Annotated in this window: 24 protein-coding genes and 1 pseudogene; 15 read left to right on the plus strand and 10 right to left on the minus strand. The window is 73.2% G+C overall.

Annotation, left to right across the window (positions count from 1 at the left end; translation table 11 throughout):
- Positions 1-91: 91 nt before the first annotated feature.
- Both ACWCV9_RS15255 and ACWCV9_RS15260 read right to left on the minus strand, forming a co-directional pair.
- Positions 92-322: pseudogene (locus ACWCV9_RS15255) on the minus strand (very short patch repair endonuclease); the annotation flags it as partial.
- Between the two features lie 56 nt (positions 323-378).
- A complete protein-coding gene (locus tag ACWCV9_RS15260) occupies positions 379-1,389 on the minus strand; it encodes a hypothetical protein (RefSeq protein WP_450786918.1) in 1,011 nt (336 codons plus the stop codon).
- Between the two features lie 103 nt (positions 1,390-1,492).
- On the opposite strand from ACWCV9_RS15260, the gene ACWCV9_RS15265 reads away from it, so the two are divergent.
- The gene (locus ACWCV9_RS15265) at positions 1,493-2,533 is read left to right on the plus strand and encodes a permease (RefSeq protein ID WP_450786920.1); all 1,041 of its coding nucleotides are present in this window, start codon (positions 1,493-1,495) and stop codon (positions 2,531-2,533) included.
- A 5-nt stretch (positions 2,534-2,538) separates the two neighbouring features.
- On the plus strand, positions 2,539-3,288 hold the full coding sequence (locus ACWCV9_RS15270) for a TIGR03943 family putative permease subunit (RefSeq protein WP_450787354.1): 750 nt from the start codon (positions 2,539-2,541) through the stop codon (positions 3,286-3,288).
- 12 nt (positions 3,289-3,300) lie between these two features.
- Here ACWCV9_RS15270 and ACWCV9_RS15275 read toward each other — a convergent pair whose 3' ends face one another.
- Positions 3,301-4,773: a beta-1,6-galactanase gene (locus ACWCV9_RS15275; RefSeq protein WP_450786922.1), complete on the minus strand. Its 1,473-nt coding sequence runs from the start codon at positions 4,771-4,773 to the stop codon at positions 3,301-3,303.
- A 201-nt stretch (positions 4,774-4,974) separates the two neighbouring features.
- Between ACWCV9_RS15275 and ACWCV9_RS15280 the strand changes: the two genes are divergently transcribed.
- Positions 4,975-5,787, plus strand: coding sequence for a class E sortase (locus ACWCV9_RS15280; protein ID WP_450786924.1), 813 nt, complete (start codon positions 4,975-4,977; stop codon positions 5,785-5,787).
- 78 nt (positions 5,788-5,865) lie between these two features.
- Here ACWCV9_RS15280 and ACWCV9_RS15285 read toward each other — a convergent pair whose 3' ends face one another.
- Together ACWCV9_RS15285 and ACWCV9_RS15290 are read right to left on the minus strand one after the other, a co-directional pair.
- On the minus strand, positions 5,866-6,687 hold the full coding sequence (locus ACWCV9_RS15285) for a serine hydrolase domain-containing protein (protein ID WP_450787356.1): 822 nt from the start codon (positions 6,685-6,687) through the stop codon (positions 5,866-5,868).
- Positions 6,688-6,763: 76 nt separating this feature from the next.
- Entirely contained in the window at positions 6,764-7,150 is a 387-nt protein-coding gene (locus ACWCV9_RS15290) for a thiol-disulfide oxidoreductase DCC family protein (protein ID WP_450786926.1), read from the minus strand.
- Between the two features lie 102 nt (positions 7,151-7,252).
- Here ACWCV9_RS15290 and ACWCV9_RS15295 point away from each other — a divergent pair, with 102 nt between their 5' ends.
- The 3 genes from ACWCV9_RS15295 (at position 7,253) to ACWCV9_RS15305 (ending at position 9,433) form a co-directional block, all read left to right on the plus strand.
- Complete coding sequence (locus ACWCV9_RS15295; protein ID WP_450786928.1) at positions 7,253-7,576, plus strand: DUF6412 domain-containing protein; 324 nt, start codon at positions 7,253-7,255, stop codon at positions 7,574-7,576.
- Positions 7,577-7,709: 133 nt separating this feature from the next.
- Complete coding sequence (locus ACWCV9_RS15300; RefSeq protein ID WP_450786930.1) at positions 7,710-8,447, plus strand: YidC/Oxa1 family membrane protein insertase; 738 nt, start codon at positions 7,710-7,712, stop codon at positions 8,445-8,447.
- A gap of 128 nt (positions 8,448-8,575) precedes the next feature.
- Positions 8,576-9,433, plus strand: a complete 858-nt coding sequence (locus ACWCV9_RS15305; protein ID WP_450786932.1) for a fumarylacetoacetate hydrolase family protein — start codon at positions 8,576-8,578, stop codon at positions 9,431-9,433.
- A 21-nt stretch (positions 9,434-9,454) separates the two neighbouring features.
- Here the strand turns inward: ACWCV9_RS15305 and ACWCV9_RS15310 are convergent, their stop codons facing one another.
- The 3 genes from ACWCV9_RS15310 to ACWCV9_RS15320 all read right to left on the minus strand — a co-directional run bounded on the left by ACWCV9_RS15310 (position 9,455) and on the right by ACWCV9_RS15320 (position 12,012).
- On the minus strand, positions 9,455-10,330 hold the full coding sequence (locus tag ACWCV9_RS15310) for an LLM class F420-dependent oxidoreductase (RefSeq protein ID WP_450786934.1): 876 nt from the start codon (positions 10,328-10,330) through the stop codon (positions 9,455-9,457).
- Positions 10,331-10,435: 105 nt separating this feature from the next.
- On the minus strand, positions 10,436-10,936 hold the full coding sequence (locus ACWCV9_RS15315; RefSeq protein ID WP_450786936.1) for a heme-degrading domain-containing protein: 501 nt from the start codon (positions 10,934-10,936) through the stop codon (positions 10,436-10,438).
- Positions 10,936-12,012: a Gfo/Idh/MocA family oxidoreductase gene (locus ACWCV9_RS15320; RefSeq protein WP_450786938.1), complete on the minus strand. Its 1,077-nt coding sequence runs from the start codon at positions 12,010-12,012 to the stop codon at positions 10,936-10,938. Before ACWCV9_RS15320 ends, ACWCV9_RS15315 begins: the two co-directional genes overlap by 1 nt.
- A 56-nt stretch (positions 12,013-12,068) precedes the next feature.
- Here ACWCV9_RS15320 and ACWCV9_RS15325 point away from each other — a divergent pair, with 56 nt between their 5' ends.
- The 9 genes from ACWCV9_RS15325 (at position 12,069) to ACWCV9_RS15365 (ending at position 20,359) form a co-directional block, all read left to right on the plus strand.
- Positions 12,069-13,199, plus strand: a complete 1,131-nt coding sequence (locus ACWCV9_RS15325) for an ROK family transcriptional regulator (RefSeq protein WP_450786940.1) — start codon at positions 12,069-12,071, stop codon at positions 13,197-13,199.
- A gap of 135 nt (positions 13,200-13,334) precedes the next feature.
- A complete protein-coding gene (locus ACWCV9_RS15330; protein WP_450786942.1) occupies positions 13,335-14,225 on the plus strand; it encodes a hypothetical protein in 891 nt (296 codons plus the stop codon).
- 36 nt (positions 14,226-14,261) lie between these two features.
- Positions 14,262-15,017 (plus strand): GntR family transcriptional regulator, encoded by a 756-nt coding sequence (locus tag ACWCV9_RS15335; protein WP_450786944.1) that lies wholly within the window; start codon positions 14,262-14,264, stop codon positions 15,015-15,017.
- Between the two features lie 184 nt (positions 15,018-15,201).
- A complete protein-coding gene (locus ACWCV9_RS15340) occupies positions 15,202-16,287 on the plus strand; it encodes a TIGR03364 family FAD-dependent oxidoreductase (protein WP_450787358.1) in 1,086 nt (361 codons plus the stop codon).
- A gap of 8 nt (positions 16,288-16,295) precedes the next feature.
- Complete coding sequence (locus ACWCV9_RS15345) at positions 16,296-16,982, plus strand: phosphonatase-like hydrolase (protein WP_450786946.1); 687 nt, start codon at positions 16,296-16,298, stop codon at positions 16,980-16,982.
- A 132-nt stretch (positions 16,983-17,114) separates the two neighbouring features.
- Complete coding sequence (locus tag ACWCV9_RS15350) at positions 17,115-17,894, plus strand: HAD-IIA family hydrolase (protein ID WP_385843697.1); 780 nt, start codon at positions 17,115-17,117, stop codon at positions 17,892-17,894.
- Positions 17,895-17,998: 104 nt separating this feature from the next.
- Positions 17,999-18,538 (plus strand): hypothetical protein, encoded by a 540-nt coding sequence (locus ACWCV9_RS15355; protein WP_450786948.1) that lies wholly within the window; start codon positions 17,999-18,001, stop codon positions 18,536-18,538.
- A 16-nt stretch (positions 18,539-18,554) separates the two neighbouring features.
- Positions 18,555-19,232: a class F sortase gene (locus ACWCV9_RS15360; protein ID WP_450786950.1), complete on the plus strand. Its 678-nt coding sequence runs from the start codon at positions 18,555-18,557 to the stop codon at positions 19,230-19,232.
- A gap of 89 nt (positions 19,233-19,321) precedes the next feature.
- A complete protein-coding gene (locus ACWCV9_RS15365; RefSeq protein WP_450786952.1) occupies positions 19,322-20,359 on the plus strand; it encodes a glycoside hydrolase family 6 protein in 1,038 nt (345 codons plus the stop codon).
- Here the strand turns inward: ACWCV9_RS15365 and ACWCV9_RS15370 are convergent, their stop codons facing one another.
- Positions 20,360-22,294 carry a galactose oxidase-like domain-containing protein gene (locus tag ACWCV9_RS15370; RefSeq protein ID WP_450786954.1) on the minus strand — a complete coding sequence of 645 codons (1,935 nt, stop codon included), beginning with the start codon at positions 22,292-22,294 and terminating at the stop codon, positions 20,360-20,362. It lies immediately after the preceding gene.
- Complete coding sequence (locus ACWCV9_RS15375; RefSeq protein WP_450786956.1) at positions 22,291-24,234, minus strand: glycosyltransferase family 2 protein; 1,944 nt, start codon at positions 24,232-24,234, stop codon at positions 22,291-22,293. The genes ACWCV9_RS15370 and ACWCV9_RS15375 overlap by 4 nt, the downstream gene beginning before the upstream one ends.
- Between the last annotated feature and the right edge of the window lie 202 nt (positions 24,235-24,436).

Below are 24,436 nucleotides of genomic sequence, written 5' to 3' on the forward strand. Positions count from 1 at the left end.
ACACCTCCCCCAACGGCACGGGAGCTTTGTGCGTTGCGGCCCTCACCTCGACCTCACCGGCGTCACCCGATCGGTGGCCACTCTGAAAAGGCTCAATGAATACGGCTACCTTCGCCGGACGGAAGACCATGTCTGCCGTCCGGCGAAGATCGGGCAGTGGCCGGGCAGCCACGCGATAGCGCAGTCCCTGCGCATGGACCAGCCGTCGGATCAGCCGCTCTGGCTTTGTGTCGCGACTGCGGATCGCTTGCATGTTGCGACGGCGTGCTGCGGACGAAGCCCAGGATCCCTCTGGCGCTTCCCACGCGGGAACTTCGGACACACAGGAGAGGGTAGCCGGAGGCACGGCCGGCCCGGGCGGACTGTCTTGGCTGGCCGCTACACCCCGTGGCACCGCTCATACGACAGCTCCGTGCCGCACCAGCAACCCTCCCCCCTCCCCGGCGGCCAAGCCGTTGCTCGGCCGCGGGAGGCGAGGGTGGTGGCGTATTGGGGGAGGAGGGCGGGGTCTTCCGGGGTGGTGGCTTCTGCTGCGGCGAAGGCTTCGTAGGAGGGGACCGTGCCCGTGACGATGCCCAGGTTGGGGGTGCCGGAGGAGGCCAGTTCGCGCAGGGAGGACTCTATGGCCGACAGGTGGGCCTCGTGGGAGGGGTATTCCGAGGTCAGGGCCGGGTACGCCGACAGCAGCTCGGCCAGTTCGGGGGCCGGCCAGTGCAGGACCGCCACCGGGAAGGGGCGGGAGAGGGCCGCTCGGTAGGCGCCCAGTTCCGCGCGCAGGCGGGAGATCTCCGCCTCCAGCTCCGCCGGGTTGTCGGAGCCCAGGGACCACACGCGTTTCGGGTCGTGGAGTTCGTCCAGGGTGACCGGGGAGGTGTGGAGGCTGTCGGCCAGGGTGTCCCAGTCGTCGTGCGGGAGGCCGCGCATACGGCGGACGCGGTGGCGGCCGTAGAGGAGGGGGTGAGCCGCCGGCGGCGGGGGTTCCTCGGGCGAGAGGAGGAGGGTCGTCGCCTCGGTGAAGGTCTGCTCCGCCGCGTCCAGCTCGTCGTGCGACTCCAGGGCCTCCGCCACGATCACCCAGGGGGCCGGGTCCCGGGGCGCCGCGGTGCGGATGCCCTCGATGATCGCCCGGGCCTCCGCCTCATGGCCGTACTCCCAGAGGTTCGAGGCCTTCAGGGCTCGCACCAGTGCCGGGTTGTCCAGGGCGTCCGGGGTCGACAGCAGGCGGTCGTAGAGCGCGGTGGCGGCGGGGCGGTCGCCGGAGAGTTCCAGGTGGGCCGCGGCCCGCAGGATCAGGGTCTCGGCGTCCTCGGGGTACAGGGCGGCGGTCCGCTCCAGGCGTGCCGCCTCGGCGGTGTGGTCGACGTTCTCGGCAGGCGTGTCGGGGCGCATGAGGGACACCGTACTGCCGGCCGGTGACAAAAGTGAGGCGCGTGGGGGAGCGTACGGGGCAGGCCGCTATCTTCGGAGCCGACGTCTAACACGCGGAGTCGGCATGCAGAGGACGGGTGGGGTGGCTCCGGTCGAAGCAGACATAGAAGCAGACATAGAAACAGACATAGAAGCAGAGACAGAAGCAGAGCTGCCTCGGCACTGGGGGTTGCTGCTGCTCGGGGCCGCCGTCGTGCCCGGGACCCTTCTCTTTCTCGTCGGGCGCTGGGGCGACGCCCCGGCCGTGCAGGCCTGGCGGACCGTGTGTCTCGCCGTCACCGTGCAGGCCCTGCCCTTCCTGCTGCTGGGGACCGCGCTGTCCGGTGCGATCAACGCGTTCGTGCCCGAGCGGGTCTTCCGGCGCTTCCTTCCCCGGCGGCCCTTTCTCGCTGTACCGGTGGCCGGGGTCGCGGGCGTGGTCCTGCCGGGGTGCGAGTGCGCCTCCGTGCCGGTCGCGAGCAGTCTCATCGGGCGCGGGGTCACGCCCGCGGCCGCCTTCGCCTTCCTGCTGTCCGCGCCGGCCGTCAATCCCGTGGTGCTCACGGCCACCGCCGTCGCCTTTCCCGGGCAGCCCGGCATGGTGCTGGCCCGGCTGCTCGCCTCTCTCGCCACCGCCGTCGCGATGGGCTGGCTCTGGCTGCGGTTCGGGCGGGCCGAGTGGCTGCGGCCGGCCGTGCGGCACGCCGGGCACACGGAGGGGCGCAGCCGGTGGGACGAGTTCCGGGCCGGGTTCCAGCACGACTTCCTGCACGCGGGCGGCTACCTGGTGCTCGGGGCCATGGCCGCGGCCACCTTCAACGTCGCCGTGCCGCGCTCCGTGCTCGACACCTTCGCCGGGTCCACCTGGCTGTCGGTGCTCTTCCTGGCCGGGCTCGCCGTGCTGCTCGCGGTGTGTTCCGAGGCCGACGCCTTTCTCGCCGCCTCGCTGACCGGGTTCCCGGCGGTGGCGCGGCTGGTGTTCATGGTGGTGGGGCCCATGGTCGACCTCAAGCTCATCGCCCTTCAGGCGGGCACCTTCGGGCGGGCCTTCGCCGTACGGTTCTCCGCCGCCACCGTCGTCGTCGCCATCGCGTGCAGCGCGCTGATCGGGGGAGTGGTGCTGTGAGGCGGATCCGGAGACCGTCGTGGCGAGGGGTTCTCCAGGCGGGGCTGCTGCTGCTCTGCGGGGCCGGGCTGCTGCACATCTCCCTCCTCACCGACCTCTGCCTGCGGTATGTGAAGGAGAGCATGCGGCCCCTGCTCATCGCCTCCGGGGCCGTCCTGCTCCTCCTCGGGGTCGCGAGCCTGCTCCTCGACCGTCCCCGCGCCGACCGAGGGGAAGCGTCGCACGGGCACGATCACTCCGGTCTGCCCCGCGTCGCCTGGCTGCTCCTCCTCCCCGCGCTCAGCCTCCTCGTCTACGCCCCGCCCGCCCTCGGCGCCTACACCGCCTCCCGGCAGCCGGCCAAGGCCGTCGCCGAGCGGCGGTCGTTCGAGCCGTTGCCCGCGACCTCGCCGCTGCCCATCACCCTGTCCGACTTCACCGGCCGGGTGCAGCAGGACCGCGGGCGGGCGATCGAGGGGCGCACCGTGCTGATGACCGGGATCGTCACCCCGCACGACGACCACAGCTGGGATCTGACGCGGATCATCATCAGCTGCTGCGCCGCCGACGCCCAGTCCGTGAAGGTGCGGATCTACGGCGGACCCGCGCTGCCCGCCAACACCTGGGTGTCGGTCACCGGGACCTGGCACCCCGGCGGCACGCTCGGCACCAGGTCCGCGGAGGTCGCCCTCGACGCCCGCACGGTCACGAAGGTGCCCCGCCCGCTGAACGGCTACCAGGACGCCCTTCCGCTGCCCTCGGCCCTGACACGGTGACCTGCTCGGCCCTCACACCGTGACCCCGTCGATCTGGAGCGTCTGCACCGACTTCGCGGCGAAGGGGACCGACACCGTCCTGCCGGACAACCGGATGTCCGAGTGGGCCGTGTAGCGGTCGCCGCCCGTCGTGACCGTGTTCCAGCGTGGGACGAGCCCGCCCGAGCCGCCGGTCACCGCGGAGAAGCGGGAGAGGTCGAAGGTCAGGGTCTGGGCCGAGGCCGACGTGTTCGCCGCCACGATCACCAGGCGCTTCGCCGCCCGGTCCAGGGCGGCCACGGCATAGCTCACCCCGGTGTCGAGGATCGTCATCCCGGGGCGGATATGGCGGGTGAACTGGGCCAGTACGTAGTACTTCGTCTGGACCGCGCCCGGCTGGAGGGTCGAGGCGTCGTACGCGATCGTGGCCCAGCCGGCGCTCGGGTCCATCACCTGCCAGTAGACCCAGGCGGTGGGGTGCAGCCAGCGGAAGTCGTAGAGGAGGTTGCTGGCCGTGGTCAGGCCGGTGGCGTCGCCGTCGCCGGTCTCCGAGTTCCACAGGGCCTTGCCGGCCGTCGTGACGACGTCCGTGTAGAGCAGGTCGCGGCGGCCGCCGGAGCCCTGGTAGCCGTGCACGTTGACCCGGTCGACATAGCCCTTCGTGGTGGCGGAGAAGGAGCCCCAGGTGGTGCGGGCCAGGTCGTAGTTGGTCTCGTCGGAGGCGGAGATCCTGGTGCCCGTCAGGCCGCGCTTGTCCAGCTCGCTGCGGAGATACGGCAGTACGGCCGCCTGCACGGTGGAGTCGATGTGGCAGCCCTCCTGGGTGCCGGTCGCCGTCCACCAGGAGGACGAGGGCTCGTTGAAGGCCTCCACCGTGGCGAAGTCCACGCCCCAGTTCTGCTTCGCGTGCAGGGCGACCGCGGCCAGGTGGGAGGCGTGCTGGCGGTAGTTCCAGGACTGGAGGTTGTTGCCGCCGTCGGCGGCGCCGGAGGGGTTGTGGTTGGAACACATCCACCACATCGGGGAGTTGGCGAACAGCTCGGAGATCGCGCCGCGCTGGGTCGCCTTCACCAGCATCGCCCGCTGGCTCGCGTCCGCCGTCCACTTCCAGGCCGAGGAGGCCGGGTCCTCGTTCGTCCAGTCCTGCCAGTAGCCCTCGATCTGCTTGAAGGCGGGGATGTTGGGCGAGGCCGTCATCGTCGCGCCGTTCACGCTGTTCCAGCTGCACGCGCCCAGGTTGTAGCGGGCGATGTTCAGGCCGAGACCGGGGAGTGAAGTGCCGTTGTACGTCGTGGTCTTGGTGGTGAAGAAGATGTCGGCGAAGTCGTCCCGGGTGCCGAAGACGTTCGCCCACCAGGCCAGGGAGGTGCCCCAGCCCTCCCAGGTGCCGTAGGTCGCGGACGGGTTGACGGAAATCGTCGCGTCCGCGCGGGCGGTGCCCGTGGCCAGGGCGCTGCCGAGGAGGCCACCGCCCGCGGCGGCCAGCAGCGTTCTGCGTCGGATCATGGGTCGTCTGCCTCTCCGTGCGGCTCCGGCAGCACGAAGCATCGGGGGTGACGGGTGGGGATGTCGAGAGGTCTGACACCCCTTTCTCCGGTGCTTGTGAAAACGGCTGGAGAAAGCCCTGGTCCCGGTGCGGCTCTGGCCGGTTGAAGCGCCCGCGTCTATCGTGCGGGCGACTTCCGGCCGTTCGGTGGGGGAGGCGGCATGGCGCGGGTACGGGTCGTACGGCACGGCGACCGGCGTCGGCGGGCTCGGCGCCGGCGGGTGCTGTGGGGCGGCGGCGAGGCGCTCGTCACCGTCGGGGTGGTGCTTCTGCTGCTGGTCGTGCACCAGGTGTGGTGGACCAACCGGGAGGCCCGGCGCGGCGCCGAGCGGACCGTGCAGGCCCTGGAGCGGCAGTGGGGGCAGGACGCCTCCGGCGGGAGTTCCGGCGAGGGTTCCGCCGGCGGATCGGGTGGCGGACCGCGGGACGGATCGGGTACGACGTCCACGCCCGCGCCCACGGCCGGTGCCACCGCCCCCGCCCCGCACCGCTCGTACCGCCCCGCCGCCGCCCCGCCCCGGCCGTCCCAGGCGTACGCCGTGCTGACCATCCCCCGGCTCGGGCTCCGGGTGCCCGTCGCCGAGGGGGTGAGCAAGGCGGACGTCCTCGACAAGGGGTACGTCGGCCACTACCGCGGCACCCAACAGCCCGGTCAGTCAGGGAACTTCGCGCTCGCCGGGCACCGGAACACGCACGGCGAGCCGTTCCGGTACCTGCCCCGGCTGCGGCGCGGGGACGCCGTCGAGGTGGAGACGGCCACGGCGACGTACACCTACGACGTCGACCGGATCCTGCCGCGGACCTCGGCCCGGGACTCGGGGGTGGTCCGGCCCGTCCCGCGCTCCCTGGTCCGGCCCGGCTACGGGTACGACGAGCCCGGCTCCTACATCACCCTGACCACCTGCACCCCCGAGTTCACCTCGCGGTACCGGATGGTGGTGTGGGGCAAGCTGGTGTCCGTGCGCCCGCGCTGAGCCCAGGTGGCTGCTGGAGCCGCTGGAGACGGATGCCGCCCGAGCCGCTGGAGACGGACGCCGCCCGACCGGTCCGGCTCACTCGCCCCGCAGCACGTCGACGCCCGCCTGGTCCGTCCCCTCCGGGTCGCCGTTCAGCCGGTGGACCACCGCCCAGCGGCCGTCCTGCACGGCTCCGGCGAAGAGCGAGGCGTGCCGGGTCGCGCCGTTGTGCCAGTGGATCGGGCCCGCCGTGGCCCAGGTCGGGGCGGGCTCGCCCAGCCGGCGCTCGACGACCAGCCGGACCAGCAGGTCGGCGACCGCCCGCGGAGTGGCCCACAGACCGCCCGCCGGCAGGATCGCCCCGTCCATGGTCCACGGCCGTCGGGGCCGGCCCAGGAAGCCGGGCGCGAGCAGCCGCCGCGCCGGGTCGGGCCGCGCGCTCACCTCGTGGACGTCGAGCGGGCGCAGCACATGCTCGTCGACCAGCTCCTCGTACGAGGTGCCGGCCGCGCCCGCGAGCGCCGCGCCGAGGACGGCGTACCCCAGGTTGGAGTACTCCTCCTGCTGCCCCGGCTGCCGCACCGCGACCCGGTCCAGCCGGTCGAGCAGCCGGTGCAGGGCGGCCCGGTCGAAGGCGGCGTACGGGTCGCGGCCCCTGGTGCCGGGCGGCAGCCGGGGCAGCCCCGAGGTGTGGTCGGCGAGCTGCCGCAGGGTGATGCCGGTGCCGGGGGTGGCCGGGAGCCAGCGCTCGACGGGGTCGTCCAGGCCGAGCAGGCCCGCGGCGGCCATGCGGACGAGGGCGGTGCCGGTGAGCACCTTGGTGAAGGAGCCGATCTCGACGAACCGGTCCGTCGCGTGGCCGTCGCTCAGCCGGGCGGGGGCCGAGTCGCTCAGGACGCAGGTGGGTATGGGAGGCAGGGCCGGTCCTCTCGGGTGGGTGGTCCCCTGGCCACCGGCTTCTGTGCGGTGCCGGTGTCTCTCGGACAGGGGCGGGTCAGGCGTGCCGCGGGGGCACGGCGCAGGCCGGGGTGGAGCCGGGCAGCCGGTGGCGGTGCCGGGCCACCTGGCGGTACACCGCCCGGGACAGGGCGCGCACCCCCGGCGCCACGACGAGGGCCGCCACAGCGCGGGGCGCACGCGCCGGGGAGGAGGCCGCGAACCGGGCGAGCGCGTCGGCGCCGCCCGCGACGACCATGCCGCCGTCCAGCAGCAGCACCTCCGTCTCCAGGCGCCGCAGATGGGGCGCGGTGGTCTCCTCGGGCAGGAACTGCCACGGCACCGCGTCGATCGCCGGCCGGGCGAGGGCCCGGATCCGGTCGACGGACGCCTGGCAGAAGCCGCAGTCCCCGTCGTAGGCGAGGACGAGTGAGGAAGTCTTCACCCTCCCATTGTCCGCCTCCGCCCGTCGGGCATGACAGCCGGTCAGGTATAAAAGAGGGCAGGACAGAGGCCGTTGAGGTCGTGAGCGGGGGAGGGTAGCCAGATGATCCGCAGTCTCGCGCGGTCGCGTGCGCTCGCCCCGCTGCTCCTTTCCCTGCTGCTTCTGCTGCTGCCGGTCGTGCTGCTCGACACCGGCTCCCTCTTCACCACCGTGGCGCTCGCCGCGACCGCCGCGGCCGGTTCCGCGTTCGCCGCCTGCGCGCTGATCGCCGCGCGGTGCGTGCCCGCCGTACCGCCCCATCGGGTGCGTACGGCCATCCGCGACCGGGCCCGGCGTACCGCCTTCCTGCCGCAACGCGACCCCGACGCACCCGGCCGGCGACGGCCCCGGGCGCCCGGACGCGTCCTGCCGGCGACCGCCGCGTAGGGCACGTCCTCTCCCTTTCCTGCACGTGACCCCGCGCGGGTCGTCCTGCCGCCGAGCGCATTCCGCGCTCTTCCCGCGCATCCGTACATCTCCGGATGCCTCCGGCACGACGAGACCCCCGGAGGGCTCACCCATGTCCGTCTTCTCCGACCTCTTCTCCCTCTTCGCCCAGCTGGTCGAGCACCTCGCCGACCTGCTCCGGCCGCTGTTCCACGGCTCCGCGGCCGCGGTGGCGATCGTGGTGTTCACCGCCCTCGTACGACTCCTCGTCCACCCCCTGTCCCGGGCCGCCGCCCGTGGCCAGCGCGCCCGCGCCGCACTCCAGCCGCGCATCGCCGAGCTGCGCAAGAAGCACGCCCGGGACCCGCAGCGGCTCCAGCGGGCGGTGCTGGAGCTGCACACCGAGGAAAAGGTCTCGCCGCTGTCCGGCTGTCTGCCCAGCCTGCTCCAGCTCCCCGCCTTCTTCCTCCTCTACCACCTCTTCTCCAGCGCCGAGATCGGCGGCGCCGGCAACGCGCTGCTCGCCCACCGGCTGTTCGCGGCCCCGCTCGGCGGGCGGTGGGCCGACGCGCTCGCCGACGGCGGCCTCCTCGGCCCGGCCGGGCTCGTCTACCTCGCGCTGTTCGTGCTCGTCGCGGCCGTCGCCGCCTTCACCTACCGGCGCACCAAGCGGACCATGGCCCAGAACCCGGTCCCGGCGGCCACCGGGACCGGCGAACAGGTCCCCGGGCTCGGCGCGCTCACCAAGGCCGCGCCCTTCATGTCCTTCTTCACCCTCGTCACCGTGGCCGTCGTACCGCTCGCGGCCGCGCTGTACGTCGTCACCTCCACCACCTGGAGCGCCCTGGAGCGGGCCGCGCTGTACCGGTAGGAGCCGCGGTTACGGTCCAGTACGTGAACAGGGTCTTGCGGACTGGACAGCCGAATTGGAGGATCAGCCAGTCCCTTCGATGGCTGCACCCGTCGGACGGGCGCCCGCGATCGAGGGAGATTGTGACCATGAAGCTGCTGCGCGTCGGTACGGCAGGGGCCGAGCGCCCCGCGCTGCTCGACGCCGGGGGAACCCTGCGGGACCTCTCGGCGCTCGTGGACGACATCGACGGCACGCTCCTCGCCGACGCCGCCGCGCTCGACCGGATCCGCGCGGCGGCCGACTCCGGCGAGCTGCCCGAGCTGGACCCGTCCGGGCTGCGCATCGGACCGCCGCTCGGCCGGATCGGGAAGATCGTGTGCATCGGGCTCAACTACCACGACCACGCCCGCGAGACCGGCGCCGAGGCGCCCGCCGAGCCGGTCGTCTTCATGAAGGCGCCGGACACGGTCGTCGGCCCGAACGACACCGTGCTCGTGCCGCGCGGCTCCGCCAAGACCGACTGGGAGGTGGAGCTGGCCGTCGTCATCGGGCGTACGGCCCGCTACCTGGAGTCGGCCGAGGAGGCGCTCGCGCATGTCGCCGGGTACGCGGTCGCCCACGACGTCTCCGAGCGCGAGTACCAGATCGAGCGGGGCGGGACCTGGGACAAGGGCAAGAACTGCGAGACGTTCAACCCGCTGGGCCCCTGGCTGGTCACGGCCGACGAGGTGCCCGACCCGCAGCGGCTGCCGCTGAGGCTGTGGGTCAACGGCGAGCTGAAGCAGGACGGCACGACGGCCGAGCAGATCTTCCCGGTGGGCGAGGTCGTGCGGTACGTCAGCCGGTTCATGACCCTCTACCCCGGTGACGTCATCAACACCGGCACGCCGGCCGGGGTGGCCATGGGACAGCCCGAGCCCAAGCCGTTCCTGCGCGCCGGCGACGTGGTCGAGCTGGAGATCGAGGGGCTGGGCCGGCAGCGGCAGGAACTGAAGGACGCCTGAGCCGGACCCCGCCCCCGCTTCTCACTTCAGAAGGTCGGCGAGCCTGCGCCACTCCGCCCGCGGCAGGGCCGTCGGGCCGTCCTCCGTCACCACCTGGAGGGCGATGTGGTCCGCGCCCGCCTGCCGGAAGGCGTCGATGCGCTCCCGTACCCGGCTGTCGTCGCCCCAGGCGAAGACCGCGTCGACCAGCCGGTCGCTGCCGCCGTCCGCCAGGTCCTCCTCGGTGAAGCCGAGCCGCAGGAAGTTGTTGGTGTAGTTGGGCAGCGAGAGATAGATCGCGAGGGCGCCGCGGGCCAGGGTGCGGGCCCGCTCCGGGTCGGCCTCCAGGACCACCTTCAGCTCGGGCGCGAGCAGCGCGTCCGCGCCGAGGATCTCCCGCGCCCGGGCGGTGTGTTCGGCGGTGACCAGGTACGGCACCGCGCCCGCCGCCCGGTCCCGGGACAGCTCCAGGATCTTCGGGCCGAGGGCGGCCAGCACCCGGCGCCCGGCGGGCACCCCGGCCGCGTCCAGGGCGTCGAGGTAGCCGGCCATCGCGGAGTACGGGCGGCGGTACTGGTCGGCGAGCTTGGCATGGCTCACGCCGAGGCCGAGCACGAACCGGCCGGGGTGCGCGGCCTCCAGCTCCGCGAAGGACGCCGCGCTGGCGGCGGCGTCGTACTGCCAGATGCTCTGGATGCTGGTGCCGACCACGAGAGTCGAGGTCGCCTCCAGCAGCGGTACGGCGTGCCGGGCGGCGGGGCTGCTGCCGAGCCAGACGGCGCCGAAGCCGAGCTGTTCCAGTTCGGCGGCGCTGTCGGCGAGTGCGCCGCGCAGCTCCGGGTCCTCCGAGCGCAGACCGGCGCTCCAGATGCCGTACGGGCCTACCGTGTCCTTCAGCTGGCCTGGGGTGTCGCTCATCGGTCGGGTCCCTCCGGTCGGTGGCGGCGCGATGCCGTCCGTACTGTCTGCGGTGGCCGTGACAGCTCATGCCAACCGGAGGGCCACCGGGATCATTCCCGGCCGTCAGTCCGCCAGGAACTGCTCCAGCGCCTCCACCACGAAGCGGTGGTCCTGGAGTTGGGGGAGACCGGAGACCGTCACCGCGCCGATGACGCCGACGTGTTCGACGCGGATCGGGAACGAGCCGCCGTGGGCCGCGTAGCGGCCGGGGTCGAGCCGGGAGGAGTCCTCGAAGGTGGTGCCCTTGGCCCGGAAGCGGGCGCCGACCAGGTAGGAGGAGGCGCCGTAGCGCTCCACCACCCGGCGCTTGCGGGCGATCCAGGCGTCGTTGTCCGCGGTGGCACCCGGCAGTGCGGCGTGGAATAGCTGCTGCCCCGCGCGGTGGATGTCGACGGCGACCGGGGCCTGCCGCTCGCGGGCCAGCTCGACCAGGAGCGAACCGAGCGCCCAGGCGTCGTCCTCGGTGAACCGGCGGAAGACCAGACGCCGTTCCTGCGCCTCCAACTCCGCCACGCTGGGCGTCAGTTCAGGTGTGGCACGCGGGGTGATCTGCGGGTGGTGCATCAGAGGGTCACCGTCGCCTTCTCTTCGGCGGACCTGCGGGCCGCTTCCAGTACGTCCAGGGTGGCGGCCGCCTCCAGGGCGGTCACCGGATTGGGGCCGGCGCCGGTCAGGGCGTCGGCGACGGCCGCGTAGTAGGCCGGGTAGTCGCCCGCCTCGGTCGGTACGGCGGTGCCGCCGCCGGTCAGCGGGGACTCGCCGGCGCCGATCCGGCCCCACAGCGACTCGGGCTCGGCGCCCCACCGGGGGCCGGGGCGCAGGCCCTCGCGCAGCGCGCCCTCCTGCGGGTCGAGGCCGTACTTCACGAAGCCCGCGCGCGAGCCGAGTACCCGGAAGCGGGGCCCGAGCTGGGCGGTCGTGGCGGAGACATAGAGGTGGGAGCGGACGCCGGACGCGTGGGTGAGCGCGATGAAGGTGTCGTCGTCGGTCTCGGCGCCGGGGCGGCGGACGTCCGTCTCGGCGTACACCTCGGCGGCCGGGCCGAAGAGGACCAGTGCCTGGTCGACGACATGGCTGCCGAGGTCGTAGAGCAGGCCGCCGATCTCGGCCGGGTCGCCGGACTCGCGCCAGCCGCCCTTGGGCTGCGGGCGCCAGCGCTCGAAGCGGGACTCGAAGCGCTGGACGTCGCCCAGGTCGCCCTGGGAGACCAGCCTGCGCAGGGTCAGGAAGTCGCCGTCCCAGCGGCGGTTCTGGAAGACGGACAGGAGCAGGCCGCGTTCCTCGGCGAGGGCGGCGAGCGCGCGCGCCTCGGCCGCCGTACCGGCGACGGGCTTGTCCACGACCACCGGCAGGCCGGCCTCGAGGGCGGCGGTGGCGAGCGGGACGTGCGTCTTGTTCGGCGAGGCGATGACGACCAGGTCCAGCTCGGCGGCGCGGTCGAACACCTCGTCGGCGCCGGCGGCGAGCGTCACGTCCGGGAACTCGGCCCGCGCCTGCTGCTGCCGCTCGGGGCTGGAGGTGACCACGGTGTCCAGGGTGAGGCCCGCGGTGGCGGCGATCAGCGGGGCGTGGAAGACGGAGCCGGCGAGGCCGTAGCCGATCAGGCCGACGCGGAGCTGTCCTGTCGTGTGTCCTGTCATGCGCCCCACTTTCGCAACGCTGTTTCCAAAGTGCAAGCGGAGGGGACAATGTCGGGGTGAACAGGAGCACGGGACGCGGTGGGCCGACGGGGGCGAATCTCGGGGCGGTGCGCTCGCACAACGCCGCCCTGGTGCTGGGGCTGCTGCGGGCGGCCGGGGCGCAGGGCATCAGCCGGCTGGAACTGGCCGAGCGCACCGGGCTGACCCCGCAGGCCGTCAGCAAGATCACCGCTCGGCTGCGGGAGGACGGGCTGGCGACGGACGCCGGGCGACGGGCCTCGACCGGGGGCAAGCCGCGGACCGTGCTGCGGCTGGTGCCGGAGGCCGGGCATGCGGTCGGGGTGCACCTGGACCGGGACGAGCTGCGGGTGGTGCTGGCCGACCTGGACGGCGCCGTGGTCGGCGAACACCGCGACGCGCTGGATCTGGGCGCCGGGGCGGAGGTCGTGCTCGGCGAGGTCGCCCGAGCGGTGCGCCGGGTGGTCGAGGAGGAGCTGGGGCCCGGCGCGGCGGGACCGGCCGGGGCGCGGTCGCTGCTGGGGGTGGGCGTCGCGCTGCCCGGTCCGCTGGACCACACCCGGGGCGTGCTGCACCGGGTCACCGGCTTCCCGGAGTGGGCGGGCTTTCCGCTGCGGGACGCGCTGGCGGAGCGGCTGGGGGTGCCGGTGGTGGTGGACAAGGACACGAACGCGGCGGCGCTGGGCGTGGCGGTCGGCGGCCTGGGCGGCTCCTTCGCCTACCTCCATCTGGGCACCGGGCTCGGCGCCGGTCTGGTGATCGGCGGGCAGCTGCACCGGGGGGCGCGGACCGGCGCCGGGGAGTTCGGCCACCAGGTGATCCAGCTGGACGGGCCGCCGTGCGAGTGCGGGAACCGGGGCTGCGTGGAGGCGCTGTGCCTGGCGGCGGTACGGCGCGGGGACCCGGCGGAGGCGGCCCGGGTGCTGGGCGTGGCGGCCGCGAACCTGGTGGGGCTGCTGGACATCGACCTGGTCCTGCTCGGCGGACGCACGGTCACGGCGGCGCCCGAGGTGTATGTCCGGGGGGTCGGGGAGGTGCTGGACGCGCGAGCCCGCCGGGAGGGGGTCCGCGCGGGCCCGGTACGGGTCGCTCCGCGAGGCGAACGAGGGGTCGCGGAGGGAGCGGCTCAGCTGCTGCTGGCGCCGCTGTTCGGGTGGGGGGAGGCGTAGGGGACTCCGGTTGGGCCGGTCCAGCGTGAGGGGGGCGGATCCGTAGGTCCCGGTCCTCTGATCGGGCGGACCTGGCGAGTGGCCCCGGAGTGGCGCCCCTCGCCCTCCCGCCCCGCCCGGCATGGTCATGTGTTCATGCGACTGTGTACGTCCCTGTCCCTCTGCGTCGCCGCAGCCGCGACCACCGTCGCCCCCCTGGCCGTCGCCACGCCCTCCCGCGCCGCCGACGACACCGCCCCCTGCGCCGCCGCCGACGCCCGGAACTTCCCGCTCGCCACCCGGATCCGCGGCGGCCCGGACGCGTACGACCCCGGCGGCGGATACGGCACCTGGTACATCGACCTCACCAACACCACCCACCGCACTTGCACCCGGATCCACCCGGTCGTCGTCCTCGTGGACGACCACCGCACCCTCCGCCCGGACCAGGCCGAGCTGGACTTCGACGACGGCAAGCGGACCCACCTGGTCCCCCTGCACGGCACCGACGAGCAGGAGCTGGTCGGGGTGCTCGACGGCGCCGGGTTCGACGGCTTCACCGTGCCGCCCGGCAGGACCGTCAGCGTCAGGGTCAGACTCGCGCTCGCCTCCGACGCCGCGGCGGACGGCGTCACCGCCAACGCCGCCGTCGTCCAGCACCTGGGCCGGGACGGGGACTGGGTCGGCGAGTCCAACGCCTACCACTTCCGCATCGACGGCGACGAGGAGACGCCGGAGCCCACGGGCACGCCGGGTCCCCGGCCGTCCGTCACCGGGGAACCGTCCCCGTCCCCCGGGGCGACCTCCGGCACCGCGCCCCCGGCCTCCTCCCCGCCCGCCGCCGAGGAGGCTGAGGAGGTCGCGGACGACGCGGAGGAAGCCGCCGGTGACGCGGAGGAAGCCGCCGGTGACGTGGAGGACGCCGGGCACCGGGGCCGTGAGCTGGCCGGGACCGGACCCGGCCGCGCCGCCGTCCTGCTCGCAGCCACCGCCACCCTTCTCGCCCTCGGCGCCGCCGCCTTCCTGTTCGCCCGCAGACGCCCCTGATCCGAAGCCGCCCCGCCGGTCTGCGACGATCCCTGCGTGGACTACCCGAACGACCAGGCCCCCGGCGCCCCCGTCCGCTCCGGCATCCCCGAGCACGGGCGCATCCCCAAGTACTACGCGGTCAAGGCACGCATCGAGGCGCTGCTGGAGGAGCTGGGGGAGGGCGGCGCCATCCCGACCGAGCGGGACCTCGCCGAGCGGTACGACGTGGCCCGGGAGACCGTGCGGCAGGCGGTACGGGAGCTGGTGCTGGAGGGGCGGCTGCGCCGGCGCGGCCGGGGCACGGTCGTCGCCGGACCCAAGCTGGCCCAGCCGCTGTCCCTCGCCAGCTACACCGAAGGGGTGCGCCGGCAGGGCCGTACCCCCGGCCGTGCGCTCGTCTCCCTCGACCGCTTCCCGTGCCCGGCCGCCCTCGCCGCCGAGACCGGGCTGACGCGGGGCGAGCCGGTCTGGCACCTGGAGCGGGTGCTCCTCGCCGACGACGAGCGGGTCGGCCTGGAGAGCACCTATGTCGCGGTCGGGCGGGTGCCCCGCCTGGACGCGGACTTCGACCCGGACTCCTCCTTCTACGGCTATCTCGCCGCCCAGGGCATCGCCTTCGGGGACGCCGACGAGCGGATCGAGACCGTGCTGGCCACCCCCCGCGAGGCCCTGCTCATCGGCACCCCGCCCGCCCTTCCGATGCTGCTGATCCACCGCGTCTCCCGGGACACCGAGGGCCGGCCCCTGGAGCGCGTGCGGTCGCTGTACCGGGGCGACCGGTTCTCCTTCAGCACGCACCTCAAGGGCTGAGAGACAAGGACTGAGAAATCCGGATATCGACCCCTACCGTAATATCACAAAGAGATAACGGGTCTAGCCCAAAGGGGATGGGTGGGTCCACGCTCGTGGACAGCCGGATGTCGCCGGTTCCCCGAGCGCGAGGAGCGTTGCCGCCGTGAGAGTGACAGTCGTCGGAGCAGGCGTGGTGGGCACCATGCACGCCTGGCACGCGATACGGCGCGGCCACCAGGTCGTCCAGATCGAGCGCGAGACCGAGGCGCGCGGCGCCTCGCTGCGCAACTTCGGGCAGATCTGGGTCAGCGGCCGGGCCGGCGGAGAGGAGCTGGAGACCGCGCTGCGGGCGCGGGAGCTGTGGGAGGGGATCGGCGCCCGGGTACCGGCCCTGGGCTTCCGGGCGAACGGCTCCCTGACCCCCGTCCGCGGCCCCCTGGAGCTGGCCGTCGCCGAGGCCGCCGTCGCCCGCGCGGACGCCGCCGCCCGTGGCTACAAGCTCCTGCTCCCGAGCGAGGCCCGCGCCCTCAACCCGGCCCTGCGCGGCGACTTCACCGCCGCCCTGTACTGCGAGCGGGACGCGGCCGTCGAACCGCGCACCGCCCAGCTGGCCCTCCGCGCCGCGCTGCTGAAGTCCCCCGACTACACCTTCCTGCCGGGCCGTGAGGTGCGCGAGGTGGTCGGCGCCGGGACCGTCCGGGACGACCACGGGGACGTGCACCGCGCCGACGCGGTCGTGCTGTGCACCGGCGCCTGGCTCGGCGGACTCGTCCGCGAACTCGCCGGACCGGACCTCCCCGTGCGCCGGGTGCGCCTCCAGATGATGCAGACCGACCCGCTGGGCGAGCCGCTGCCGACCTCCGTCGCCGACGCCGACAGCTTCCGCTACTACCCCGCCTACGCCTCCCCGGCCCTGGACCGGCTGAACGTCGGGCAGCCGCAGCCGGAGACCGCCGCGGCCCACCGGATGCAGCTGCTGATGGTGCAGCGCGCCGACGGCGGACTGACCATCGGCGACACCCACGAGTACGAGCACCCCTTCGCCTTCGACACCGTCGAGGAGCCCTACGAGCACCTCACCGGCGTCGTGGAATCCCTCCTCGGCCGCCCGCTGCCCCGCATCCGCCGCCGCTGGGCCGGCGTGTACGCGCAGTGCACCGAACCCGGCCGGATCGTGCACCGGCAGCAGGTGCGCGACGGGGTGTGGCTGGTCACCGGGCCCGGCGGGCGCGGCATGACCTGCGCCCCCGCGATAGCCGAGACCACCGCGAACGAACTGGGCTGGTGAGCGACCCCATGACCGACATCCGACTCGTCGTCCTCGACATGGCCGGCACGACCGTCGCCGACGGCGGCCTGGTCGAGCGGGCCTTCGCCGCGGCCGCCGCCGAACTCGGCGTCGAGCCCGGCTCGGCCGAGCACACCGAGCACCTCTCCTACGTCCGCGCCACCATGGGCGAGTCCAAGATCTCCGTCTTCCGGCACCTGTTCGGCGACGAGGACCGCGCCCGGCGCGCCAACACCGCCTTCGAGAAGGCGTACGGCGACCTGGTCGCCGGCGGTCTGATCGCCCCGGTGCCGGGGGCCCGCGAGACCATCGAGGAGCTGGCCGCCGACGGCCGTACCGTGGTCCTGACCACCGGTTTCGCCCGGGTCACCCAGGACGCCCTCCTCGACGCCCTCGGCTGGCGGGACCTCGTCCCGCTCACCCTGTGCCCGGCCGACGCCGGCGGGCGCGGGCGGCCGTACCCGGACATGGTCCTGGAGGCGTTCCTGCGCACCAAGGCCGCCGAGGACGTGCGGCAGGTCGCCGTCGTCGGGGACACCTCGTACGACGTGCTCAGCGGCGTACGGGCGGGCGCGGGCCTGGTCGCCGGGGTGCGTACCGGCGCCCACGGGGACGCGGAGTTCCGGGCCGCCGGCGCGACCCATGTCCTCGACTCCGTCGCCGGCCTGCCCGCGCTGCTCGCCGGAGCGCGCTGAGCCGGGCACCGGGACGATCTTCGCCCGGCAGGGGTCAAGATCAGGCCGCTCTGATTAGGCTGGTGGCGTCGGTACGCCGTGGTTCCGGCGCCCCAGCCTTTCTCGACCGTCGTACGCCAGGAGACGCACAGCATGGCAGACCGCAAGCCCATCGAGTCGTGGCTCACCGACATGGACGGCGTCCTCATCCACGAGGGCGTGCCGATTCCCGGCGCCGACGCCTTCCTGAAGAAGCTGCGTGAGTCCGGCCGGCCCTTCCTGGTGCTCACCAACAACTCCATCTACACCGCCCGCGACCTGCACGCCCGGCTGCGGCGCATGGGGCTGGACGTGCCGGTGGACAACATCTGGACCTCGGCGCTGGCCACCGCCCAGTTCCTGAACGACCAGCGGCCCGGCGGCAGCGCCTATGTCATCGGCGAGGCCGGCCTCACCACCGCGCTGCACGACATCGGCTACATCCTCACCGACCACGACCCCGACTTCGTGATCCTCGGCGAGACCCGCACCTACTCCTTCGAGGCCCTCACCAAGGCCGTACGGCTCATCAACGCCGGCGCCCGGTTCATCGCCACCAACCCGGACAACGTGGGCCCGTCCACCGAGGGCGACCTGCCCGCCACCGGCTCGGTCGCCGCGCTGATCACCGCCGCGACCGGCAAGAAGCCGTACTTCGTCGGCAAGCCCAACCCGCTGATGATGCGGGCCGGGCTCAACGCCATCGGCGCCCACTCGGAGGCCTCCGCGATGATCGGCGACCGCATGGACACCGACGTCCTCGCGGGCCTGGAGGCCGGGATGCGCACCTTCCTGGTGCTGACCGGCGTCACCCAGCCGGCCGACGTCGACCGCTACCCCTTCCGTCCCTCCCAGGTCGTCGACTCCATCGCGGACCTGGTCGACCTGGTCTGAGGCCGCACCGCCCTTTCGGCTTCACCCGGACGGAGCAACCGGGGCGCCCCGAGGATGCGGGGACGCCCCGCCGGGGGGAACCTCCTGGTGTCTGGAGGTTCACGATGGGCTCAATTCGCCTCACTCTCTGTACCGGTCTCCTGGTGGGGGCGGCCGCGCTCGGCCCCCCGGCCCACGCGGCGGACGGCGACCCGGTCACGGTGACGCCCGCCGACCCGGCACCGGGCGCAGAGGTGACCCTGCGCGTCAGCGGCTGCACCGGGCGGCAGGCCACCGCGGCCTCGCCCGCCTTCGTCAGCGACGCCCGGCTGACCGGCGGCCCGTCCGCGCTGACCGGGGACACCCGGGTCGGCTCCACCGCGCAGCCGGGCTCGTACGACGTGAAGGTGGCCTGCGCCGACCGCGTCCTCACCGGACACATCCGCGTTCTGGACCGGGCCGCCGCCCGGTCCGGGGCGTCCCGGCCGCCCGCCTCCCCGGTCGCCCCGGTCCCCGCGGGCGGCGGGGGCACCGCGCACTTCGCCACCGTGGCCACCAGCGCCTCCGGCCCCGGCACCGGGCAGGCGGTGACCGGCGTCGCGCTCGCCGGCGGTGCCGCACTCGCCGTGGGCCTGCGCGCCCGACGCGGCCGCCGCAGCCACTGACCGTGCCGGCCGCCCCATGACCGAGGACCGCGCCGCCCGCACCACCGGCACCGGCCGGCTCCTCACCGTCCTCACCTGGGCCGTCCTGCTGCTCGGGCTCTGGCTCTGGGGCCGCGAGGTGACCGGCGTACCCCAGCGCCGGCCGCCGGACGGCCCCGCCACCGGCGATGTGCTCACCCTCGGACACCCCGCCGACCCCGCCCGGCTGCCGCCCGCCGCCGCACCGCTGCCCGACGCGCCGCCCCAGCGCCTCGACATCCCCCGGCTCGGCGTCCAGGCGCCCGTGGTGCCCCGCGGCCTGGACGCCCGGGGCGCCATCGACCCACCGCCGTACGACCAGGCCGGCGTCGTCGGCTGGTACGGCGCCGGCCCCGGACCCGGCGCCCCGGGCCCCGCGCTGCTCGTCGGCCATGTCGACACCCGCACCCGCCCCGCCGTCTTCTACCGGCTCAGCACCGTCACCCCCGGTGACGCGGTCTGGGTGGTGCGGGCGGACGGCAGGGTCGCCGAGTTCACCGTCGAGGACGTCCGCGTCCTGCCGCGCACCGGCTTCGACGCGCACACCGCCTACGGCCCCCGCAAGCCCGGCCGCGCCGAACTCCGCCTGATCACCTGCGGCGGCAGCTACGACCGCACCAGCCACGCCTACACGGCGAACGTGGTCGTCTCCGCCTACCTCACCGGCAGGCGCTGACGCCCGCCCGTGCGCCCTCGTGGGGGACAGATCGGATATGCCACGATTGGCGCCAGACCAGTGCGCCAGCGCGCCCAGGGGGGAAACGCATGGACGACAGCAGGGGGGCCCGGTCCACGGCAGGGGCACGGGCGGCTGCGGTGCTGCTGGGGGCGGCACTGCTGCTCGCCGGCTGCACCTCCGGCGGCGGGGACGAGGACGGCTCCGCAAAGGGCGACCCGGGCGCCCCGATCCGCCAGCAGCCCCGGGCCGCCGACCCGTTCTGGGTCAACCCCGACGGCAGCGCGGCCCGTCAGCTCGCCGCCTACGCCAAGGCCGGCCGCACCGCCGAGGCCGCACAGATCCGGAAGATCGCCGAGCAGCCGGTGGGGGAGTGGATCGGCCCGGAGAACCCCGAGCAGGAGGCGCGCGGCTTCACCGAGGCCGCCGCCCACGAACACCGCACCGCCCTGCTCGTCCTCTACAACATCCCGCACCGCGACTGCGGCCAGTACTCGCAGGGCGGCGCCGCCGACGGCGACACCTACCGCGCCTGGATCGCCGCCGTGGCCCGCGGCATCCAGGACCGCCCCGCCCTGGTGGTCCTGGAACCGGACGCCGTACTCCACCTGGTGGACGGCTGCACCCCCGCTCGGTTCCGGGAGGAGCGTTACGACCTCCTCAGGGGCGCGGTCACCACGCTCACGTCCCTCAAGAACACCAGGGTCTACCTGGACGCGGGCAACGCCGGCTGGAGCCACCCCGACCAGATGCAGCAGGCCCTCCGGCAGGCCGGCATCGACCGGGCCGACGGCTTCGCCGTGAACGTCGCCAACTTCTACTCCACCCGGGACTCCCTCGCCTACGGCAAACAGCTCTCGGCCGAGGTCGGCGGCAAACACTTCGTCATCGACACGAGCAGGAACGGCAACGGCCCCGCCACGACCGGCGACCCGGCCAGGCGCTGGTGCAACCCCCCGGGCCGGGCCCTGGGCGAAACCCCGACGACCCGGACCGGCGACCCCCTGGTGGACGCCTACCTGTGGGTCAAGAGGCCCGGAGAGTCGGACGGCACCTGCAAGGGCGGCCCGAAGGCGGGGGACTGGTGGGCGAGTTACGCACTCGCCCTTGCCGGCAATACTCGGTGACTACGGCACCCTCACCCACTGCGCCCTCGACGGCGTCCCCCTCTGGTCGTCCACGAACAGCATGTACCAGCCGGACGGCACCAGGTTCCGGTTCCCCGGCACCGTCACCGTGACCCGGTTCCCGGACGTCCTGAAGTCCAGCGCGACGGACCGCTGGTCGACGTCCGTCACATGCGTCGACGCACTCGGCCGGATCAGCCGCACCTTCCTGATACCGGCCGCGTGGTCCGACGTGAACGTCCCCGACGCGCCGCGGGCGATCGTCTGCGGACCCCCGCCGAGCGTCGGCCGGGACCCCCGGTACAGATACGGTGGGGTGTAGATCTCGATCCGCTGCTCGAACTTCCCCGGCCTGGTGTTCGCCTTGTCCGCGTACAGCGAGTCGGACCCGAAGAACATCACCCGCCCGTCCGGCAGCAGGATGGACCCGGAGTGGTAGTTCCGGCCCACCAGCGGATCGGCGACCCGGGTGAAGCTGTTGCTGTCCGGGTGGTAGATCCGGGCCTGGAGGATGTCGGAGGCGCCGCGCCCCCGGTAGTCCTCCGAGCCGCCGGACACCAGCACGGTGTCGTCGGGCAGGATCGAGGACTGCGGATACCGGGTGCCCTTCTCCAGCCGGGGACCGTCCACGAAGTGCGGGTCCTTCGCCTTGAGGTCGATCAGCCGGGTCTTCCTGCTGGACAGCGCCGACTCGCCGACCCCGCCCCCGCCGATCACCAGGAACCGCTCGTCCTGCGCCGGAGGCAGCAGCACCGTCCCGGAGGTCTCCATCCGGTCCGGGTCGCTCAGCCCGGGCAGCCGGGTGAACCGGTTGGTGCCGACGTCCCACACACCCGGCTCACGTCCCACGTCGTCCGGCCCGTACCCGGCGTTCGACCCCGAGTAGAAGATCTTCCCGTTCTGCATCAGGAACAGCGCGGGATACGTCGGGAACTGCCGGACCGTCTTCGTGTACGTCCACTTCCGCGTCCTCGGGTCGAAGACCTCGTTCTTGCCCGGCACCAGCTGCCCGATGTCGTCGAGGCCGGACACACCGAGGATCCTCCCGTCCGACAGGGTGGTGAGCGTCGGGTACCAGCGGGCCTCGTTCATCGGGTCGACCTTGATGTACCGCTCGGCGACCGGGTCGAACTCGTAGGCGTCCCTGATCCCCTCGAAGTCCTTCTTGTCGAGGGCGAGCTTCTGCGCGATGCCGTAGGTGTTGCGCGCGTCGACGCCGGTCAGGCCCTGGATCCGGTAGTTGTCCTGGGTGCCGGTCTGGTACCGGGAGCCCTCCTTCGGCGCCTCGACATAGACACGGCCGTAACCGGGGTTGTTCCGCAGCCACGTGCCGGCCTTGTCGAAGACCTTGGTGGCGCGCGGGACCAGCACCGGGTCCTGGGAGACGAACGTCCGGCCGTTCCGCCTGCCGGTGAACCGGGTGCCCGCGGGCAGGGTCATCGGCTTGTCGGGGTTCTCGTTGTAGAGGATCATGACGCCGCCGGCCTTCTTGATGTCACCCTTGAGCTTCTCGTACCGCTTGGTGCCGCCCGCGATGAGCAGGTTGCCGTCGGCGAGCTGCGTGTGGCCGGTGCAGAACAGGTCGTTGGGCGTGGGCACCTTCTTGACCGTGCCCTTGACCGGGTCCCAGATCCGGGTGTCGAACTTCTTCCGGTCGAAGTTGTCCTGGTTGTTGCCCGAACCGGCGACCAGCAGCACCTTCCCGGTGTGCAGCAGCGCCGCGTGAATGGTGTCCTGGCGGTACTCCGGCGGGAACTCGATGATGTCCCAGTGGCCGTTCGCGGCCTTGTAGGCGGGTCTGTTGATCTCGTACTGGTGGTACTGGGCCGTGCCGAAGCGGTACAGCCAGGGCCCGTTCGTCCCGGCCAGCGCGAGTACCACCACCGTGCCGATCCCGAACCTGCGCACGCGGCGCAGACCGGCCTGGTCCTTCATTCCTTACGTCCCCCCAGCCCGCCCAGGGCGATCCGCACGGTCTGCTCGTGGTCCTCGCCGGGGCCGGCCCAGGCGTACCGCACCGGCACGGCGTCCTGCGGCTCCCGGGCGGCGACGGCGGCCGCCTTCCGCTCCCGGCGCAGCGTGTACCCCCACACGGCCATCGGCGCGGCGGTGATCAGCAGGGCGAAGGACGCCCAGGCGGTCATCGCGGGGTGGGAGTGGCCGAGCAGCAGGCCGGCGACGAGCGAGCCGCCGAAGACCGCGATGAAGAACCAGTGCACCCGGAAGGTCCCGAACAGCGTGTCGGGGCTGGCCGACTCGCCCTTGGGCGTGACCACGAACCTGCTTCTGCGGCGCAGTACGGCGTCCATCAGCGAGCGGGCGTAGATCGGCGCGGAGAGGGCGGACATCACCATGCCCGCCACCCCGCCCGAGCCCTCCGGTTCGTGCGGCGAGACATTGTGCCGCCGGTTCCACACGTACAGGCCGATCTGGAGCGCGGAGGCGTTGCCGTACAGCATCAGCCACACCGTCGGGTCGATGTTCACACCGGAGGCGCCGAGACCGAGGAAGAGCGAGCAACTCAGCGCCGCGAGAATCCAGTTGAGGGCCGCCATCGGGTAGAAGACGATCATCATGGTGTAGTTGAAGAGCCTGCCGGGCGGCAGGGTGAAGAAGCCCTTCCAGTACTGCGTGAGGATGGTCTCGTACGTCCCCCGGGACCAGCGCAGCTGCTGGCTGAAGAAGTCCGTCCAGGCGGCCGGGCCCTCGCCGACCGCGAGCACGTCCGGGGTGTACACGGACCGCCACTTCCGGCCGGTCAGCGGGTTCCTGGCACGGTGCATCTCGAAGCCCGTCGCCATGTCCTCGGTGATGGAGTCGTACAGCCCGCCGATCTGTCGGACGGCGCTGATGCGTACGGCGTTGGAGGTGCCGACGAACATGGGGGCGCCGTAGCGGTTCCCGGCCCGCTGGATCAGGGCGTGGAAGAGGAACTGCTGGGACTCGGCGGCCTTGGTGACGAAGGTGTCGTAGTTGCCGTACACCTGCGGGCCGATGACGAAGCCGACGTCCGGGTCGCGGAAGTAACCGAGCATCCGCTCCAGGTAGTTGGGGAGCGGGACATGGTCGGTGTCGACGGAGGCGAAGTAGTCGTAGGCGTCGCCGTGCGCCTCCAGCCAGGCGTTGTAGTTGCCGTGCTTGGTCCGGGCGCGGTGCGGGCCGGTGGGCCGGTTCCAGCGTTCGACGCCCTTGCGGGTGAAGTGGTGCACGCCGAGGCGGGCGCAGACGTCCCGCACCTTCGGGTCGTCGCCCTCGTCCAGCAGCCAGACGTGCAGCAGCCCCCGGTGGCGCAGCCGCGTCGCCGCCTCGAGGGTCCGGGTCACCATCTCCAGCGGCTCCTTGCCGGGCACGAAGGTGGTGAGGAAGGCGACCCGGGTGCCGGTCTCGGGGACGACCGGGACCGGGTCGCGGGCGACGAGGGTGGCGTGCGCATTGGACAGCACGTTCACGCAGCGGAACAGCTCGATCAGGCCGATCGAGACGAGCATGACGGTGTCGAGGGCCGGCAGGAAGTCGTGGGCGGGGTGGTCGCGTTCGGTCCAGTGCGCCGGCTGGAGCAGCCAGACCAGCAGGACCACGGAGAGCACGGGGGCCGCGCCCAGCATCAGCGCGGCGCGTATCCGGTGCGGTTCCTGGGAGAGCAGCGAGCGGTAGCGGACCGTGTAGGGCCGGGTCGGGTCGGGCCGGGTGAGCGGGCCCGCGAGCCGGCTGTAGTGCTCGTAGTCGTATCTGGGCAGGCTGTTCCTGAGCCGGCGGAACGCCCCTGTGTGCCCCGTCCGAGGCCCGGATGTGTGACCATGGACGGCTGGTGATCGCTCGTGTGCGTACTGTGACGGATCGTGGCTATGCCGGGCGCCCTGCGGCGTCGACGTCATGAGTCATCCCCCCACACGCGCGCGTCGGCGCGTGTCAGTCCAGTCCTGAAGCGCGCCCGGCCCCCACAACCGGTTGCTGGCCCCCCGGCCACCGCCCCCCGGCGGTATGTCGAGCAACCAGGTTTCTACGCTGCTCGACATGATCGCAAGGGGCAAAGGTGTTCTTCACGGTTCAAACACGGCCACCGGGGGACAGTCAGGC

The organism is Streptomyces sp. NPDC001606 (genome assembly GCF_053596835.1).